The organism is Syntrophobacter fumaroxidans MPOB (assembly GCF_000014965.1).
Lineage (GTDB): Bacteria > Desulfobacterota > Syntrophobacteria > Syntrophobacterales > Syntrophobacteraceae > Syntrophobacter > Syntrophobacter fumaroxidans.
Genome location: NC_008554.1, coordinates 222,551 through 239,447 on the forward strand (window position 1 = coordinate 222,551; position 16,897 = coordinate 239,447).

Below are 16,897 nucleotides of genomic sequence, written 5' to 3' on the forward strand. Positions count from 1 at the left end.
GGCGCTCCGGGGCGGAGCGAAAACCGCGACCGCAAACGGCTCCCGCAAAGATGCTCCATCGCGCATTCAACCATCCCCTCATCGTCTTCTTTATTTTGAAGTTCCCAGGTCCGACGCTCAGCCGCCGGACGGGTTCGAAATCCAGAGGTAGACGGCGGCTGCCAGAAAGATCACGTTTGCCGCCCACACGCCCACGACCGGCGGAAGTGCCCCCGCGCCGGCCAACGCACACCCCAGCTGCTGCACGACAAAATACGAGGAACCAACCAGCAGGCCGATCCCCACCCCCAGGGCAATCCCTCCGTGCATGCTCTGCCGCAGGGCGATGATGATGCCGAGTATCGCCAGGACAATCGCGCTCAGGGGGAAGGCGACCCTCAGGTGCAGCTCGATTATATAGGGCAGCGAATTGTACCCCTCCTGACGGATTTTTTCAGCATACCGGTAGAGATCCAACCAGTCCAATTCCTCCGGGATCGTTTCCAGGCCGGAAAAATCCGCGGGGGTCTCCTGTAGCGTGAATGCCCGCTGGTCGAATGTCTCCTGTTCCGTGCCGGATTCGGAGAATTTCAGGAAAAGCCCCTGCTCGGCCTGCCACCTGGCGCCGTCCCAGCGGAATCGCCTGGCATCCAGGCGTTGAACCAGTCTGAACGAGGGGTCGAGGAAGAACAGGGACACTTTCTCCAGGGTCTGCGTCCGCTTGTCATAGAAACGGACCTGGTAGATCACATTCTGGCCGTGATACCAGACGTTCTCGACTCCCCAGGAAAAATGGCCTTTGCGGCGCTGGACCTGCTCGTTCCATATCTTCGTGGACACCTGGTTCATCGAACGCGAAACAGTCTCGCCGAGAACCAGGTGGACGGCGGCAATGAAGAAAGCGGCCGCAACGATGGGAGTGACGTAGGTGACGGTCTTGACCCCGGCGGCCTCGAGGGCGATCAGCTCACGGTTGCGTTTCAACAGGCCCAGGGTGATCAGTGCTCCGAGCAGGGCGGCCATGGGAATTCCCTGCGCGGCCACTGAAGGGGTCTTGTTCAGAAAGTAGGCGATGGTGTCCGCCGCAGGGACCCGCTTCTCTATGAACTGCTCCATGTTCTCAAAGAAATCCACGATCAGGTACAGGCTCGTGAAAGTGAAGAGCGCCAACATGAATACGGGCAGAAAATGCCTCAGAACATAGCGCGGAATGATTCTCACGTTTTCTTTCCCTTGCGGGCTCTACGGAGCCGATACCACGACGACGCCCATTCCTGCAGGAGCTGAAAAGTCTTGAAGGGAGTCTCCAGTCGCATTTTTCGCCAAAGGTAGAAAGATGCCGCGATGCACAGCAGATTTGGAGCCCAGCAGGCAAGGAAAGGGTGTACCAGGTGATTCTCGCCCAGTCCCTTGCCGGCGGAGAGGATCACGTAGTAGGCCAGGAACACGACCAGACCGATGGTTATTCCGGCAATGCGGCCCCGCTGACGGAAAACCGCCCCAAGCGGCGCGCCGATCAATCCGAGCAGCAGGCAGCCCGAAGGAAAAGCAAGCCGTTGGTGGAATTCGAGGGCATGCCCGACGTCGCCCGTCTTTTCCACGATAACCCGGTAGAGCTCCCGCAAAGTCATCTCCCTTTTATTCATTTTCGATCCGCGTGCGGAACCGATCAATTCATCGAGCGAGAGTGAAAGATCGTAAGCTTTGAAAGACACCGCCTGGGCGTTCTTCATGTCATCGGCCACACGAGTGATGCTGCCGTTGGCAATTTTGAACGTCAGATGGTTCGAGTCGCGCTGATAGACGATCCGGGCGCTTTCGGCGACGATGGCAAGGCGCACTTTTTCCTCCCGCCGGTCTTGCACGAAGATCCCGCGAACGGACAGTTCGGTCGGATTGACGGACTGGAAGAAAAAGGTCAATTTGGGGATGGCGGTGATGAAGGTTCCTTCCTTCATCAGAACAGGGAGACCCGATCGGGCCATGCTCCTGAGCTTGACCTCGAAAGCCTTGCCCGTCGGCGGGATGACGAATATCATGTTGACGAAGGAAATCAGGGTCACGCCAAGAAGCAGGGACACCACCGCCGGAAAGAACTGGTGGAAACCGATCCCGGCCGCGCGCAGAGCGATCAGCTCGTTGTCGCTGTTCAGCCTGACGAAGGCGAGCAGAACGCCGAGCAATGAGGCCATGGGGAGGGCGAAAAGCATGAGCTTGGGCATGGCGAGGGCGACCAGCGCCATGAGATCGCCCAGGGTGAAGGAACTCGTGAAGAGGACCTTGAGCAGCTGAAAGAGCCTTCCAGTGATCAGGACGAGGCTCACTCCCATCAGGCAGACGCCGAGCGGAACCATTTGTTCCTTGATTAAATACCGGTATAGAGTCATTTTCATGATGGCGTCGTCGGTTTCCCGCCGGGATTCCCCACCGGCCGGTTTTGCGTTCCGTGGGCGGCCCCGGCCCGAATCGCGGATTGGCCTGCCCTGCATGACGGGGCAGAAGGCGGGGATTCCCAAGCAAAGGCAATCTAACGAAATTCATCGGACCAGGTCAATGCCAAAAGAGGAAACACGCCAAAGGATCGGGTCGGCAGTCTTGCGCCACGAGTTGGAGGAACGTGAAGCACGGTTTCTCGATCCCCGTGCGCAGCTCAGCAGGGAGACCAGAGGACGGCTGAAACCCGAGACGGAATGCACTCTGCGCACGGCCTACCAGCGGGACCGCGATCGAATCGTTCACTGCAAGGCTTTCAGAAGGCTGAAACACAAGACTCAGGTCTTCCTGTCTCCGACGGGAGACCACTACCGTACGCGGCTCACGCACACCCTGGAAACCTCCCAGATTGCCCGCACCATCGGCAGGGCGCTGGCCTTGAACGAAGATCTTATCGAGGCCGTCGCGCTCGGACACGACTTGGGCCACACGGCGTTCGGCCACGGGGGCGAGAGCGTGCTCAACGATCTCGTTCCCGGAGGTTTCTTTCACAACGAGCAGAGCCTGCGCATTGTCGACATCCTCGAAAAAAACGGGGAGGGGCTCAATCTCACCCACGAAGTGCGCGACGGCATCCTCAAACATTCCAAGGGGCGCGCGGATCCGATCCTGCTCGACCCTGAAGCCAGAGCGGAAACGCTGGAAGGTCAGGTGGTCCGGGTTGCGGACATCACGGCTTATCTCAACCATGACCTGGACGACGCCCTGAGGGCTGAAATCCTCAGTGCCGATGCCATTCCCCCCGATATCCGGATGCACCTCGGAGCCCGTCATTCTCAGCGCATCCACGCGATGGTCGAGGATGTCATTCACTCGACCCTGGAGGGCGATCTCATCGAAGTGCGCATGAGCGAGGCGATGCTCGCCCGGGTTGACCAGCTCAGGGAGTTCCTTTTCGAGCACGTTTACGATCTGCCTCAGGTCAGGGAAGAATTCAGGCGCGTCCGGAAGATCATCGAGGATCTCTTCGACGTACTGATGAAGGATGATGCGGTGTTTCGGGAAGAGATCGGCACGCCGCGCGACGGCACGCTCAAGGAGCGGCAGGTGTACGACCATATCGCGGGAATGACTGACCGTTACGCTCTCGACCTGTACAAAAAGATCTTTCTTCCCAAGCCATGGATGAAACTGTGAGATGATTCGAGTCGAAGTCGCCGGATCGCGTTCCAAAGCTTTGTCTTGACAGGAAATTTTCCAGCATGGTATCGGTTGCTTGCATCCGGTTCATAAAAAGAATTCATATCTGTGAATTATTAATGCTAGATTATATGCTTTCAGCTGGTTGGTGAATGCAAACGCAAACGAGAGAACTGATATGAAAAAAGGCAGAAGGCCCATCGAGTTGGAAGACCATGACAGGACGTTGGGGAGAGGCCTCGAGCTCGGCGCGGATCGGTATGACGAGGATGAAATCATCGATCTGGACGAGATCATCGAGGTGGATGCGGGCGTCCTGGAAGATGACGAGGATTTCGATCTCGACGTGGAGCTCATCGATCTGGATGCGGACCTCGACCTCGACGACCTCGAACCCGAGGTGGCGTCCTCGACCGGGAAACAGCGGGAAGAACCTTTTCGGCTGGAAGTCACCCAGTGGCCTGCGCCTTCCCTGTCCGTGGACGAGCTCAAGGCTCCCGCGGCGCAGATCACCGTCCCGAGGATTGAAATCCCGCCCGCTTTCGAAGTGAAGGTGCAGGAGCCCCCTTCTGAGCTGAAGGGACCCGCGCGCGCGCCCGAACCGGAAGTAGATCCGCTCGCCGATCTCCTCGAGGGACTGCGGAAGGGACCAGCGCGCGAGCCCGAACCGGAGGTGAAGGTCGAGGAACCCCCTCCCGAAGTGCGAATGAAGGAACCCGACTACTTCGACACGTTGCTGGCGGCCGAAATGAGCCGGTCGCTCGAAAAGGAACCGCAGCCCACCGTCGAGGAGGCCGTGGGAAAACTCCCGGAGCTCGTCGATGTCGCCGTCACCGCGGCCGCCGTCGCTCCGGCGGTACTCGCCGCGGAAGCGGTTGCGACAGTTTCTCCCGCGCCCGCCCCGGCCGCGCCGCCGGAGCTTGTTGCCGAGCCGGTCGTGCCCCCGGTGGGGACCGTCGAGGTCATGGCGCCGGTCGTTTCCGAACCCGAGGTTCCCGCGCCGAAGACCATTTCGCCCGAACCGATATCCGAAGCGCAGCTTGAAGACCTGGCGTCTCGCATTGAGTCGAAGTTGCTCGAAGCGGTTCGCGAGATCGTGGAAGCGAGGCTGCCGGGCATCGTCGAGGCGGTGCTGCGGGAGGAGATCGATCGGTTGAAAAAGGAACTCGCCTGAGACCCTGTGGGTGAAACGATTTGAGGGGCGTTCGTGATCCCGCGAGGCCCGCAGGCCTCAGGGGGGCGTCCCGCCAAATGGAGTACGGCCGTCCGGCGCATCCTCCGTATTCGGAACGGTGTGCCCGCGGGCGGTTCGACGGCATGGAGCGATTCGATGAGTGAAGGCATTCTGCCCAAGGCATACGCGTTTGATGAAGTGGAATCCTACTGGTACGACTTCTGGGAAAAGCACGGCTATTTTCACGCGGACGAACGGAGTTCCAAACCACCCTTTTGCATCGTCATCCCACCGCCCAACGTAACCGGGCAACTTCACATGGGCCATGCCCTCAACAACACGCTCCAGGATATCCTCTCGCGGTATAAACGGCTGAAGGGATTCGAAGTGCTCTGGCTGCCGGGAACGGACCATGCCGGGATCGCGACGCAGAACGTCGTCGAACGTCAGCTCGCGGCCGAAGGGTTGAACCGGTACGAACTGGGACGCGACGCTTTCCAGGAACGGGTTTGGACTTGGAAAGCAAAGTACGGCGGCATCATCATCAACCAGTTGAAACGGCTGGGGGCGTCGTGCGATTGGGAGCGGGAACGGTTCACCATGGATGAGGGCCTCTCGCGCGCGGTTCGGGAAGTTTTCGTCAAGCTGTACGAGGAAGGGCTCATCTATCGCGGCAAGCGGATGATCAACTGGTGCCCCCGGTGCATGACCGCCCTGGCCAACATTGAAGTGGACGGCGAGGAGACCGACGGATTTCTCTATCATCTCAAATACCCCCTGCTCGACGGAACCGGAGCGCTGGTGGTTGCGACGACGCGGCCGGAGACCATGCTCGGGGATACCGCGGTGGCGGTGCATCCGGAAGATTCGCGGTATGCGGCATATGTCGGCCGCAAGGTGCTGCTTCCCGTCATGAAGCGTGAAATCCCCGTTATTGCCGATGCTTATGTGGACCGTGAATTCGGAACCGGGGCGCTCAAAGTCACCCCGGCGCATGATTTCAACGACTTCGAGCTTGCCCGCAAACACGGCCTGCAACTGGTCCAGGTCATCGCCGAGGACGGCCGGATGACCGAGGAGGCCGGCACTTACGCCGGGATGGACCGGTACGAATGCCGCAGAAAGATCCTCAAGGAACTGGAACACGGCGGCTTCCTGGTCAAGGTCGAGAACTATCATCACCGGGTCGGACACTGCTACCGCTGCAAGAGCGTCGTGGAACCGATGCAGTCCCTGCAGTGGTTCGTTTCCACGAGGCCCCTTGCCGATCGCGCCATGAAGGCCGTTCGCGACGGCAGCACCGCCATCGTTCCCGCCAAGTGGGAGAAGGACTATTTCATCTGGCTGGAGAATCTCGAAGACTGGTGCGTCAGCAGGCAGATCTGGTGGGGACACCGCATTCCGGCCTGGTACTGCCGGGACTGCGGGGAGCTGATCGTGGCGCGCGAGGAGCCGCGCGAGTGTTCCATGTGCAAGGGCACGCGGCTCGAACAGGATTCCGACGTGCTGGACACCTGGTTCAGCTCCGGTCTCTGGCCGTTTTCCACTCTGGGCTGGCCGGACCGGACTCCCGAGCTCGACAAGTTCTATCCCACGTCCGTCCTGGTCACCGCCTTCGACATTCTGTTCTTCTGGGTGGCGCGGATGATGATGATGGGCATCCACGCCATGCACGAGGTGCCGTTCCGGGAAGTCTACATCCATGCGCTCGTTCGGGACGCGCAGGGCCAGAAGATGAGCAAATCGAAGGGGAACGTCATCGATCCCCTGGTGATGATGGAGCGCTACGGAACGGATGCGTTCCGGTTCACGCTGGCCGCCTTTGCCGTTCAGGGGCGCGACGTCAAGCTTTCGGAAGAGCGGATCGAAGGGTACAAACACTTCGTCAACAAGATATGGAATGCCGCAAGGCTGCTTCTCATGAACCTCCAGGGGGAAGCAAGCCTGGAAGAAATCCCGTCCAAACCCGTGCAGCTCATGCATCGCTGGATTCTCAGCCGCCTGCAGCGCGTTGTCGGCGAAGTGGACTCCGCCCTGGAAAACTATCATTTCAACCAGTATGCCAATGTACTGTATCAATTCCTGTGGCGGGAGTACTGCGACTGGTACCTTGAAATGATCAAACCCGATCTGTACGGGGAGGACGAAGCCGCCGGGAGGCTGGCGAAGTCCATATCGGTTCGGGTTCTCGAGCAGATCCTGGTGCTTCTGCACCCGGTCATGCCCTTCGTGACCGAGGAAATCTATCAGAAGCTGCCCGGAATTACCGGCAGCATCATGAAAGCCTCCTATCCGGCGGTGCGGCCGGAATGGATCGACTCCGAAGCCGAACGGGCCATGGAAATCATCATGGGCGTGGTCAGCGGCATCAGAAATATCCGTGGGGAGATGAACGTCCCGCCGGCCACCAGGGTCGAGGCGGTGTGCCTGTGTGAAAACAGCGCCGCAAAGGAGCTTCTCGATGCGCATGCAGTCACGGTGATCGACCTGGGCCGCCTCTCGGAGCTGAAAGTCGGAATCGCGGGCGAGATGCAAAAGCCGGCGCAGGCGGCGGGAGCCGTTATACCCGGCGTGGAAGTGCACGTCGTGCTGAAGGACATCCTGGACTTCGAGAGCGAATCCAAGCGTCTTCGCAAGGAACTGGCAAAGCTCGAAAAGGAATTCGGCATCACCCGGATGAAACTGTCCAACGAGGACTTTCTGGGGAAGGCTCCACCGGAAGTCATCGAAAAAGAACGCGAAAAGAGCGGCCGGCTCGGCGAGAAGATCGAAAAACTCAGCCGTCAGTCCGGCCTTATCGACGGACTGCGGGCGAGCGCCGCCGCGGGGGAGTAAGATGGATCAACTGGATGTCCTGCTTCGAATGGCGCTGGTCGAGGACGTGGGGCACGGCGACGTGACCACCGAGGGCACGATCGATGCGGGGCTCACGGGACGGGCCGTCGTCTTCGGGCGCGAACCTTTGGTGCTCTCGGGGTCCGATCCTTTCAGGAGAACATTTCGCCTGGTGGATCCGCAGGTGCGCGTCGAATCCCTTTTTTCCGACGGGGAAGAGGTTCCGGCCGATGTCCCGTTCTTCAGGATGGAAGGCAGCGTACGCTCGCTGCTGACGGCGGAACGCACGGCGCTCAACCTGCTGCAGAGGCTTTCGGGTGTGGCCACCTTGACGCGCCGAATGGTGAACGCTCTGGCCGGAACGTCCTGTCGCCTGCTCGATACGCGCAAGACCACACCGCTGTGGCGTGTCCTGGAGAAAGCCGCGGTCCGACACGGCGGCGGCTCGAACCACCGCTTCGGTCTCTTTGACGGGGTTCTGATCAAGGACAACCATGTGGCCGCGGTCGGCGGGGTGCGCGAGGCGGTTCGCAGGGCACGCCGCTCGGCGCCGCACGGGCTCAAAATCGAGGTGGAGGTGGAAACCCTGGAACAGCTCGAGGAAGCCCTGCAGGCCGGGGCCGATATCATTTTGCTGGACAACTTCACCCTCGATTTGCTCCAGCGCGCCGTCGCAATCAACGCAGGCCGCGCGTTGCTGGAAGCCTCCGGCGGGGTCACGCTCGAACGCGTTCGCGTTATCGCCGAAACCGGCGTGGATTTCGTGAGTTGCGGGGCGCTGACCCATTCCGCACCGGCCGTCGATATCACCATGGAATACTCCTCGTAGTCCGCGCGAGGCCTTTCAGTGGTTTCGTCACCTCCATGAAAGATTTCCGGAAGATATTCGTTGCGGGGATAAAGGCCGCGTGGCCCATTTGCCTGGGTTACTTCCCCATCGGCCTGGCCTTCGGCGTGCTGGCCCGGAAAGCCGGGATCGAGCCTCTGTATATCGGCGCGATGTCCCTGCTCGTGTTTGCCGGGAGCGCCCAGTTCATCGCGGTTTCCATGCTGAGCGCAGGGACCGACCCGGTCTCGATCGTCCTGACCACCTTTGTCGTCAATCTGCGGCATATCCTCATGAGCTCCTCGCTGTCGGTGTATTTCCAGCACTGCAGCCGGAAGTTTATCTCTTTGACCGCTTATGGAGTCACCGACGAGAGCTTCGCCGTCAATCAAACCCGTTTCAGAAGCGGCTCATGGACACCGGGCGAAGCGCTCGCCGTCAACCAGGTTTCGAATGCGGCCTGGGTTTCGAGCACCATTCTCGGCGGGTACTGCGGAGAATTGATCCCCGAAGGAAGCTTCGGCATCGACTATGCCCTCAGCGCCATGTTCATCTCGCTCCTGGTGCTTCAGTTGAGAGGGCGCCTCTACATCCTGACGGCCCTGATCTCGGGATCGCTGGCTGTCCTGCTGGCGGTGCTGCTGCCCGGCAATATCCACGTGATGGCGGCCTCCCTTGTCGCGGCCACCTTCGGGTTTGTGCTGAGAAGACAGGCGTCGCGGAGGGTAAAAGACACCCATGCCTGAAACCGAATACCTCCTCCTGGTTGCCGGCATGGGACTGGTGACCTACCTGCTTCGCTGGGTGCCGCTCTTCTTCTTCTCGCGAATGGTCCTGCCCCGCGGGCTGGTGGAGTGGCTGGACCTGATCCCGGTTTCCATCATGAGTGCGCTGGTCTTCCCGGACCTTCTGACCTCGGGGGCTCCGAAACATCTCGATCTCTTCCAGGTGAAATCCATCGTGGCCGTTCCCACCCTGCTTTTTGCTTTCAAGACGAAGTCCCCGGGAGGAACCGTCCTGGTCGGCATGCTTCTGTACTGGCTGGCGGGGAGACTTTGACCCGCGTCGAAGCGGATGCTGTCCTTTCCCGGTCCGCGGATCGTAGCTTCCTGAGAATGAGTGTTTATTATTAGGTCGTGAAGGATCGATGCAGACGTTTTGCCGGCTTCGATCGGTTTTGGTAACGACCGGCAAGGTCCCTTTCGAGGGAGGCGAAAATGATTCATAAACTGAAAAAACGTCGAGGTATCCCTGCCGGCCCGCTGAGAGTGATCGGCAGTAGAGCTCAGCGGCCGGGGCCGGCCGTCGAGACCCTTGAAATCGTGCTGAAATGCGATTCCTTCGGGACCGTTGAGGCCGTTACGACGCTGTTGGGCAAAATCGGGGGACGGGAGGTCGAGATAAAGGTCATCCATTCCGGGGTGGGGGACGTCACGAAGAACGACATCCTGATGGCATTGACGGGAAGCAGGCTGGTGGCCGGCTTCAACGTCGGGCTTGCCCCCCGCCTGGAGCAGTGGACGAAGGAACACGGAGTCGAAGTCCGGCTCTACAACATTGTCTACACATTGGCGGAAGACCTCGGAGCGCTGGCCCGCAGCCTGATTCAAACCGAGCCGGAAGAGCGGATTCTCGGCCGGGCGAAGGTGATCGCCACGTTCAAGAGCAGCCGCGGGAGCATCATCGCAGGCTGTGAGGTGCTGGACGGCGTTCTGGCCCACGGCCGGAATTTCAGGGTCGTCAAGGCCATGGGGCCGGTCTTCACATCGCGGATCGAATCCCTGCAGGTGGAAAAGAGGCCCGTCAGGGAAGTAAGAGCGGGACAGCAGGCGGGACTCAAGGTGACGGGGTTCGTCGATGTCCGGGTCGGAGATTACATCGAGTGCTTCGATCCCCCCGTCGGCAGACGGAGCTCTGCCTGGAGCCCGCGCGGGGCGGTGCTGCGGTTCGATGAAAACGCCTGAGCCCGCCGGTTTCGTGCCGGTGCTCGAACCCGGTTACTTTTTCCCCAACTCCGAAGATCGCAGGGCGGCGGCCTCGACGGCGCTCATGAGCGCTCCCCGCAGGCCGCGCTCCTCAAGCACGTGCAGGCCGCGAATGGTCGTTCCGCCCGGTGAGGTGATGAGGTCTTTGAGCTCTGCCGGGTGCCTGCCGGTTTCCCTCACCAAACCCGCCGTGCCGGAGACCGTCTGAAGGACCAGCTCCCGGGCCACCGCTCGGGGAAGACCAAGGAGCACGGCGGCCTCGATCAGGCTCTCGATGATCAGAAGCACATACCCTGGACCGCTGCCGCTCAGTCCCGTGACGGCATCCATCAGCTTTTCCTCCACCTCCACCGCGGTCCCGACGGATCGAAACAAGCCCAGTGCAAGGTCCATGTGTTCGTCCGTGGCGTGACGGCCCCGGGCGAGTGCGGAAGCCCCCTGCAAAACCAGCGCGGGAGTGTTCGGCATCACCCGGATGATCGGCTGCCCCTCCGGGAGCGCATCGGCTATCATGGAGATGGGGATGCCGGCGGCGATGGAGATGATGAGCTGACTGCGGGAGAGGTGGGAGGCGATCCCGTCGAGGGCTGGTTCCATGTGCTGCGGCTTTACCGCGAGGAAGATCGCCTGGGCGGAATCGGCCACCTCGGCCGCGGAGGTCCGGCATCGGACCCCGTAAGTGCTTTCGAGGTCCCGCAGACGGGCGGGGCTGACATCGAAAACGTGGATGTGTCCGGCAGCGCAGAGGGAAGCGCGGAGGAGGCCCTTGATCAATGCTTCCCCCATGTTTCCACCGCCGATGAAACCGAAATTCTTTTGATCCGGCATGAATTTTTCCTCCGGGAGGGCTTGAGAGCCGGCCTTACGATCCATATATTGCCGGTAATTCGGGCCAACGATGAAGCCGCAAGCACCTCAAAATAGCAGTTCTCGGCATACCGTGCAAGCGTCACCGGGTATTGCGGGATCGCATCAAGGGTTTCCCTCGGGATGCGGTCATGGCGCATGAAGACATGCGGCGAAGGCGCGCGCGGGAGCGGCGGAAGTGCCCGAGTGTTCCTTTTATGCGAGTGTTGTGCGGATGCCGCGGACACGGCAAGTGTGGATGTGAACATATTCACGAAGACATCGTCCCAGGTGCCGCATTGATCACGTGAGCCTCATCTTCTCCACATGAATCTGCCTTTCCACCTTCGACACGTTCTTGGGCTTTGTACTTTTATTTGTTGATTTCGAGTGCTTAGGATCGGGCTCTAGAGACCGTGCTTTTTTGCACTGTTGTTTGGGGTCCCATAATGCACAATTTTCTTGACTCAGGTGAGGCTTTATGCGAAATATCCATGGCCTCAGAAAAACGAAGCTTATCTTTGCAGATGGCAATTCCCGTTTCCTGTCAATGAGGCCATCAGATCCGGCCTCGCCAACCTTTCTCACATTGAATTGCCGTTTCTCGAACGACGAATTCCGATGGTCAGGGTGAGCGCTGAGGTGTGTCGCGAGCAGAGCAGCGGCAGGAAGGGGTGCGCCCCCAGGTTCGACAATCGGGGCAGTGAGGATGTGAATTCGCCGACCGGCGGGTTCCGGCGAGCAAACGGCATTTGCGGAGAGTGGCATGCTTCCCATGCAATTGAAGATCGATTTTCTGGCTGTTGGGCTGTACCTGCTGGCGGGGATCGGATTTGCCGTGGTTCCGTTGATCGTTTCCAGGCTGATCGTCAGGCGGAGCCGTGGGGCCAGGCGGGACGAAACCTATGAAAGCGGGATGGAGACGATCGGGAGCGCATGGATTCAGTTCACGGTCGCCTACTACATTTATGCCTTGATCTTCCTGGCCTTCGACGTGGACGTGCTCTACCTGTTTCCGGTGGCGCTGGTGTACGGCAAGTACGGCCTCCGGGACCTGATCGAAGTGATGATATTCATAGGCATTTTATCGCTTGCGATCGTTTACGCCTGGCGCAAAGGAGTGTTCGAGTGGAAGAGCAGAACCGAGTAGCACCGGAAGAGCCGGCCATCCAATTCGCCGTTCTGGAAGATATCCTCAATCTGGCGAGAGCCAACTCTCTGTGGCCCATGACTTTCGGCCTGGCGTGCTGTGCCATCGAGATGATGGCCGCCGGGGCTTCCCGTTTTGACCTGGATCGTTTCGGAGCGGGTGTTTTCCGGCCTTCACCCCGCCAATCCGACTTGATGATCGTGGCGGGAACGATCTCCAAGAAGATGGGGCCGGCCGTTCAGATGCTGTGGGATCAGATGCCCAACCCCAAGTGGTGCATCGCCATGGGCAACTGTGCCATCTCCGGAGGGCCGTTCGAGTACGAAGGGCAGTACGCCATCGTTCCCGGCGCCCATCTGATCGTACCGGTGGACATTTTCATTCCCGGGTGTCCGCCTCGGCCGGAGGCGCTCATTCAGGGGTTTTTGGCCTTGGGGGACAAGATAACCGGGGGCGAGCACAGAAACTACCTGAGACGATTTCATCGCCGTGGAGGAACGAGGAAGTGATGTCCAAGACAGCCGATTTTTGCGGGGAATTGCGTGGTATTTTGGGCGGCGAGGCGATTTCTGCGGACGACGGGTACCGGACCGGGGTCGCTTTTTCCGTGAGGGTTCCGATGGAACGGCTTCAGGAGGTCGCGGCGGCCTGCAACGCCGGCGGATTCTACCTGGAAACGATCACCGCCCTCGATTTCAAGGACACCAAGGAACTCGTCTACCACTTCAACTGCTACGAACCCGGGTCCCGTTTCGCCCTGCGGGTCCTGTGCGGCCATGACCAAACCCCTCCGACGATCAGCACGATTTTCGCCTCCGCCGGATGGCTGGAACGGGAAGTCCATGAATTCTTCGGCATCCAGTTCGCCGGCAGCTTCGATCTCAGGCCGCTCCTGCTGCCTGAGGACGCGGAATTCCATCCGCTCAGGAAGACCTTCGGCATTGTAGCCGCCTATCGCAAACGGGATGAAATCTATGCCTAAACGTTTCCTAGCCCCCGTTACCGAACAGATTTACACCCTCAATCTTGGCCCCCAGCACCCGAGCACGCATGGCGTGCTCAGGGTTTTGCTCGATCTTGACGGGGAATTCATCGTCAAGGCCGATCCGGTGATCGGCTACGGCCACCGCGGGCACGAGAAGATGGGGGAAAACCGTCTCTTCAAGCAATTTCTGCCCAACACCAGCCGGCTCGATTACCTTTCGGGGTTTCTCTTCAACCACGGATATGTTCTGGCGGTGGAGAAGCTGGCCGGCATTCCGGTTCCCCCCCGGGCGCAGTTCATCCGCACGATCTGTTCCGAGTTCAACCGGATCGCCAGCCACCTGCTCTGGTTCGGGACCTACGTCATGGACCTGGGCGGGTTCACCCCGTTTCTGTACGCTTTCGACGACCGGGAACGGATCCTGGATATCCTCGACTGGGTGACCGGCTCGCGGCTCACCTATTCGTACTGCCGGTTCGGCGGCGTGGACCGGGACATCGACACCCGCTTCACGGACATGGCGAGGGATTTCATCAAGCGGCTGCGCAGCCGGTGGCCCGACTATCACAATCTGGTCACCAGGAACATCATTTTCATTCATCGCACCAGGGGCGTAGGGGTGATCACCCCCGAGCAGGCACGGCAATTCGGAGTGACGGGCCCCAATCTGCGCGCCTGCGGCATTGCGTTCGACACGCGCAAGGCCGAACCTTACGAAGTGTACGACCAGTTCGACTTCGAAATCCCGGTCGGTTCCGATGGCGATGCACTCGACCGGTACAGGGTCCGGTTCGAAGAGATGGAGCAGAGCCTGCGGATCATCGAACAGGCCCTCGATCGACTGCCGGGCGGTCCGTTCATGAACGATTCGGTTCCCACCCGGTTGAAGCCGCCCAAAGGGGAAGTCTACTTCGCATTCGAGAGCGCGCGGGGGCAGGCTGCTTACTACCTGGTGAGCGACGGTACCCCCAGCCCGTACCGGTGTCATATCCGCGTGCCGAGCTTTGGCAATCTCCACGTGCTCACGGAAGTTTTGCGCGGGACTCTGGTGGCGGATGCCATCTCGATCCTGGGCAGCGTGGACCTGGTGATCCCCGAGATCGACCGATAGAGGAAAGGGGCGGGAACGTGCCGGGCGCACGGTTCTCGCTTTCACATCCCGGAGGAAACATAGAATGGGACATGAAGGTGGAACGGAGTGGGTGCGGCTGATCGTGGGCCTCGTGATCATCCTGGCTTTTTCTCAGCTCAATGCCCTGTTTCTGGTCTGGCTGGAACGGAAAGTGGCTGGGCGCATCCAACTCAGGCCGGGCCCCATGGAGGTCGGTCCGCACGGCCTGCTGCAAACGATCATGGACGGCATCAAGCTGGTCGGCAAGGAGTTGATCACTCCGCGGTCGGTGGACAGGAAGCTCTTCATCTTGGCGCCGGTCCTGGTCTTCATGCCGGTCCTGGTGGGATTCCTCGTGCTTCCTTTCGGACCCGGGCTGATCCTGCGCGACATGAACGTCGGCATCCTCCTGATTTTCTCCTTTTCGACCTTCACCGTGCTGGCCATTCTTGCCGGCGGATGGGCTTCCAACAACAAGTACGCTCTGCTCGGCGCGATCCGGTCGGTGGGGCAGAACGTCGCCTACGAAATTCCCCTGTTGTTGACGGTCATGAGTGTCGTGCTGATGGTGAATTCCATGCGTTTCTCGGAAATCGTGGCAGCGCAGGGGCGTGTCTGGTTCATTTTCCTGCAACCCGTGGCGGGGTTGCTCTACCTGATTTGCGCGACCGCGGAGACCAACCGCGCGCCGTTCGACATCCCCGAAGCCGAATCCGAGCTCGTGGCGGGTTTCCACACCGAGTACACCGGGATGCGGTTCGGGCTCTTCTTCCTGGCGGAATACACGAACATGTTCATTGTCACCGCCGTTGCCACCAGCCTGTTCTTCGGCGGGTGGCACGGCCCGTTCGGCTTCGACTTCGGGCTTCCCGGGGTGGTGTGGTTCCTGATCAAGACTTACGTGCTCATTTTCGTGATCATGTGGGTGCGCTGGACTTTTCCCAGGATCCGCTTCGACCAGCTCATGAATTTCTCCTGGAAATTCCTGATTCCGGTGAGTCTCGTGAACCTGGTCGTGACTGCCGTGGTCCTGAAACTGATTGATCTGAACTGATCTGGGATGAGAAACGATGGGCAATCTCAAAGAAATTCTTGAAGGCGGCTGGAGTCTGGTGGAGGGGATGCGGGTGACTTTCCGCCGGCTTCTGCGTCCGGTGGTCACCGTGCAGTATCCACGCGAGGTGGTGACTCTTTCGCCCGCCTTTCGGGGGCATATCGAGCTGAAGTCGTTCGCGGACACCGGGACTCACAAGTGTATCGCGTGCGGCACCTGCGAAAGGATGTGCCCGTCGAACGTGATCAAGGTCCAGGGAACGAAGGCCCAGCCCAAGGGAGCGAAAGTCGCGACGCATTATGTGATCGACTTTACCCGCTGCAGCCTGTGCGGGATATGCGTGGAAAGCTGTCCGACCGGTACGCTGCAGTATTCCACCGAGTACGAGTTGGCGGGAGAATCGAGGTGGGACGGGGTCATCGACCTGATGCAGAGGTTCGAGGCGCGCAGGCCCCAGTCCCTTTAACCGGAGGCAAGGTGATCATCATGAATGTCTTGACTGGAATGGATGCGGCGGCCCACGCGGGGTTCTGGATCGTCGTCGGCCTGACTCTGGCGGGAGCCTCTTTCGCGGTGTTCCCGCGCAACATCCTCCACAACGTCCTCGGTCTCATCCTGGCCTTGTCCGGGATCGGCGGCCTCTATCTTTCGCTCGGCAGCTTCTTCATGGGGCTCATGCAGTTGCTCATTTACGTCGGAGCAATCTGCGTCGCCATTGTCTTCGCCATCATGCTCTCCCGCCCGCTGCACCTCGAGGTGCCCAAAAGAGAGGCGCCTAAAGTGGCCATGGCGGTAGCGACGAGCGTTGTCTTCCTGGTGGCCATGGTGGGCGTTGTCCTGAGGACCAACTGGGTGCCGGCCGTCGAGCGCGGAACGGATTGGTCGGTGGAAGCCATCGGGGACTTGCTGCTCACGCGTTACGCCCTCGTCTTCGAAGTCATTTCCTTGATTCTGCTGATCGCCATCATCGGTGCGATCATCACGGCCGGATTCAGCAGGAGGTTGAGTTCATGAATACGCTGACCACGTACTTGGTGATTGCGGCCGTTCTGTTCTGCCTTGGGCTCCTCGGAATCCTGCAGCGCCGGAACCTTGTCGGGATGCTCATTTCCCTGGAGCTCATGTTGAACGGGGCCAATCTGAATTTCATGGCGTTCAACCGGTTCCTGGCGCCCGAACCCGCGGTCGGGCAGATCATCGCCCTGATCGTCATGGGGCTGGCCGCCGCCGAAGCGGCCATCGGACTGAGCATCATCTTTGCCCTGTTCCGCAGGATGCATTCGATCAACGTGGAACGCGCTCAGGAGTTGAGGGGATAG

General features: G+C 60.0%; 18 protein-coding genes. 15 read left to right on the forward strand and 3 right to left on the reverse strand.

The genetic code is table 11. The annotated features are described in order from the left end of the window. Nucleotides 1–117: 117 nt before the first annotated feature. Entirely contained in the window at nt 118–1,200 is a 1,083-nt protein-coding gene (lptG, locus tag SFUM_RS00980) for an LPS export ABC transporter permease LptG (RefSeq protein ID WP_011697063.1), read from the reverse strand. Beyond that, on the reverse strand, nt 1,197–2,372 hold the full coding sequence (locus SFUM_RS00985) for an LptF/LptG family permease (RefSeq protein ID WP_167321298.1): 1,176 nt from the start codon (nt 2,370–2,372) through the stop codon (nt 1,197–1,199). Before SFUM_RS00985 ends, lptG begins: the two co-directional genes overlap by 4 nt. A gap of 202 nt (nt 2,373–2,574) precedes the next feature. On the opposite strand from SFUM_RS00985, the gene SFUM_RS00990 reads away from it, so the two are divergent. From SFUM_RS00990 to SFUM_RS01020, 7 genes are all read left to right on the forward strand, one after another. Beyond that, the gene (locus SFUM_RS00990; protein WP_011697065.1) at nt 2,575–3,609 is read left to right on the forward strand and encodes a deoxyguanosinetriphosphate triphosphohydrolase; all 1,035 of its coding nucleotides are present in this window, start codon (nt 2,575–2,577) and stop codon (nt 3,607–3,609) included. 181 nt (nt 3,610–3,790) lie between these two features. Next, nucleotides 3,791–4,786 (forward strand): hypothetical protein, encoded by a 996-nt coding sequence (locus SFUM_RS00995; protein WP_011697066.1) that lies wholly within the window; start codon nt 3,791–3,793, stop codon nt 4,784–4,786. 156 nt (nt 4,787–4,942) lie between these two features. Next, the gene (locus SFUM_RS01000; RefSeq protein WP_011697067.1) at nt 4,943–7,621 is read left to right on the forward strand and encodes a valine--tRNA ligase; all 2,679 of its coding nucleotides are present in this window, start codon (nt 4,943–4,945) and stop codon (nt 7,619–7,621) included. A gap of 1 nt (nt 7,622) precedes the next feature. Beyond that, the gene (nadC, locus tag SFUM_RS01005) at nt 7,623–8,450 is read left to right on the forward strand and encodes a carboxylating nicotinate-nucleotide diphosphorylase (protein ID WP_011697068.1); all 828 of its coding nucleotides are present in this window, start codon (nt 7,623–7,625) and stop codon (nt 8,448–8,450) included. Nucleotides 8,451–8,485: 35 nt separating this feature from the next. Continuing rightward, on the forward strand, nt 8,486–9,193 hold the full coding sequence (locus SFUM_RS01010) for an AzlC family ABC transporter permease (RefSeq protein WP_011697069.1): 708 nt from the start codon (nt 8,486–8,488) through the stop codon (nt 9,191–9,193). Further along, nucleotides 9,186–9,506, forward strand: a complete 321-nt coding sequence (locus SFUM_RS01015) for an AzlD domain-containing protein (protein WP_011697070.1) — start codon at nt 9,186–9,188, stop codon at nt 9,504–9,506. The genes SFUM_RS01010 and SFUM_RS01015 overlap by 8 nt, the downstream gene beginning before the upstream one ends. A 158-nt stretch (nt 9,507–9,664) precedes the next feature. After that, a complete protein-coding gene (locus SFUM_RS01020) occupies nt 9,665–10,411 on the forward strand; it encodes a translation initiation factor IF-2 (RefSeq protein ID WP_011697071.1) in 747 nt (248 codons plus the stop codon). 33 nt (nt 10,412–10,444) lie between these two features. Here SFUM_RS01020 and proC read toward each other — a convergent pair whose 3' ends face one another. Then, on the reverse strand, nt 10,445–11,260 hold the full coding sequence (proC, locus tag SFUM_RS01025; RefSeq protein WP_011697072.1) for a pyrroline-5-carboxylate reductase: 816 nt from the start codon (nt 11,258–11,260) through the stop codon (nt 10,445–10,447). Nucleotides 11,261–12,044: 784 nt separating this feature from the next. Here proC and SFUM_RS23440 point away from each other — a divergent pair. The 8 genes from SFUM_RS23440 (at nt 12,045) to nuoK (ending at nt 16,897) form a co-directional block, all read left to right on the forward strand. Beyond that, nucleotides 12,045–12,428, forward strand: coding sequence for an NADH-quinone oxidoreductase subunit A (locus tag SFUM_RS23440; RefSeq protein WP_011697073.1), 384 nt, complete (start codon nt 12,045–12,047; stop codon nt 12,426–12,428). Next, nucleotides 12,407–12,937, forward strand: coding sequence for an NADH-quinone oxidoreductase subunit B (locus tag SFUM_RS01035; protein ID WP_011697074.1), 531 nt, complete (start codon nt 12,407–12,409; stop codon nt 12,935–12,937). The genes SFUM_RS23440 and SFUM_RS01035 overlap by 22 nt, the downstream gene beginning before the upstream one ends. Continuing rightward, nucleotides 12,937–13,410, forward strand: coding sequence for an NADH-quinone oxidoreductase subunit C (locus SFUM_RS21210; protein ID WP_011697075.1), 474 nt, complete (start codon nt 12,937–12,939; stop codon nt 13,408–13,410). Before SFUM_RS01035 ends, SFUM_RS21210 begins: the two co-directional genes overlap by 1 nt. Next, complete coding sequence (locus SFUM_RS01045; protein WP_011697076.1) at nt 13,403–14,524, forward strand: NADH-quinone oxidoreductase subunit D; 1,122 nt, start codon at nt 13,403–13,405, stop codon at nt 14,522–14,524. The genes SFUM_RS21210 and SFUM_RS01045 overlap by 8 nt, the downstream gene beginning before the upstream one ends. A gap of 64 nt (nt 14,525–14,588) precedes the next feature. Continuing rightward, on the forward strand, nt 14,589–15,578 hold the full coding sequence (gene nuoH / locus SFUM_RS01050; protein WP_011697077.1) for an NADH-quinone oxidoreductase subunit NuoH: 990 nt from the start codon (nt 14,589–14,591) through the stop codon (nt 15,576–15,578). Between the two features lie 16 nt (nt 15,579–15,594). Further along, nucleotides 15,595–16,044 (forward strand): NuoI/complex I 23 kDa subunit family protein, encoded by a 450-nt coding sequence (locus tag SFUM_RS01055; RefSeq protein ID WP_011697078.1) that lies wholly within the window; start codon nt 15,595–15,597, stop codon nt 16,042–16,044. Between the two features lie 20 nt (nt 16,045–16,064). Beyond that, complete coding sequence (locus SFUM_RS01060; protein ID WP_011697079.1) at nt 16,065–16,592, forward strand: NADH-quinone oxidoreductase subunit J family protein; 528 nt, start codon at nt 16,065–16,067, stop codon at nt 16,590–16,592. After that, nucleotides 16,589–16,897, forward strand: coding sequence for an NADH-quinone oxidoreductase subunit NuoK (nuoK, locus tag SFUM_RS01065; protein ID WP_011697080.1), 309 nt, complete (start codon nt 16,589–16,591; stop codon nt 16,895–16,897). Before SFUM_RS01060 ends, nuoK begins: the two co-directional genes overlap by 4 nt.

Excerpts from the sequence above, each read along its gene's own strand:
- SFUM_RS00985 (WP_167321298.1), bottom strand. The coding sequence starts at position 2,372 with ATGAAAATGACTCTATACCGGTATTTAATCAAGGAACAAATGGTTCCG.
- SFUM_RS00995 (WP_011697066.1), top strand. The coding sequence starts at position 3,791 with ATGAAAAAAGGCAGAAGGCCCATCGAGTTGGAAGACCATGACAGGACG.
- SFUM_RS01000 (WP_011697067.1), top strand. The coding sequence starts at position 4,943 with ATGAGTGAAGGCATTCTGCCCAAGGCATACGCGTTTGATGAAGTGGAA.
- nadC (WP_011697068.1), top strand. The coding sequence starts at position 7,623 with ATGGATCAACTGGATGTCCTGCTTCGAATGGCGCTGGTCGAGGACGTG.
- SFUM_RS01010 (WP_011697069.1), top strand. The coding sequence starts at position 8,486 with ATGAAAGATTTCCGGAAGATATTCGTTGCGGGGATAAAGGCCGCGTGG.
- SFUM_RS01015 (WP_011697070.1), top strand. The coding sequence starts at position 9,186 with ATGCCTGAAACCGAATACCTCCTCCTGGTTGCCGGCATGGGACTGGTG.
- SFUM_RS01020 (WP_011697071.1), top strand. The coding sequence starts at position 9,665 with ATGATTCATAAACTGAAAAAACGTCGAGGTATCCCTGCCGGCCCGCTG.
- proC (WP_011697072.1), bottom strand. The coding sequence starts at position 11,260 with ATGCCGGATCAAAAGAATTTCGGTTTCATCGGCGGTGGAAACATGGGG.
- SFUM_RS23440 (WP_011697073.1), top strand. The coding sequence starts at position 12,045 with ATGCTTCCCATGCAATTGAAGATCGATTTTCTGGCTGTTGGGCTGTAC.
- SFUM_RS21210 (WP_011697075.1), top strand. The coding sequence starts at position 12,937 with ATGTCCAAGACAGCCGATTTTTGCGGGGAATTGCGTGGTATTTTGGGC.
- SFUM_RS01045 (WP_011697076.1), top strand. The coding sequence starts at position 13,403 with ATGCCTAAACGTTTCCTAGCCCCCGTTACCGAACAGATTTACACCCTC.
- nuoH (WP_011697077.1), top strand. The coding sequence starts at position 14,589 with ATGGGACATGAAGGTGGAACGGAGTGGGTGCGGCTGATCGTGGGCCTC.
- SFUM_RS01055 (WP_011697078.1), top strand. The coding sequence starts at position 15,595 with ATGGGCAATCTCAAAGAAATTCTTGAAGGCGGCTGGAGTCTGGTGGAG.
- SFUM_RS01060 (WP_011697079.1), top strand. The coding sequence starts at position 16,065 with ATGAATGTCTTGACTGGAATGGATGCGGCGGCCCACGCGGGGTTCTGG.
- nuoK (WP_011697080.1), top strand. The coding sequence starts at position 16,589 with ATGAATACGCTGACCACGTACTTGGTGATTGCGGCCGTTCTGTTCTGC.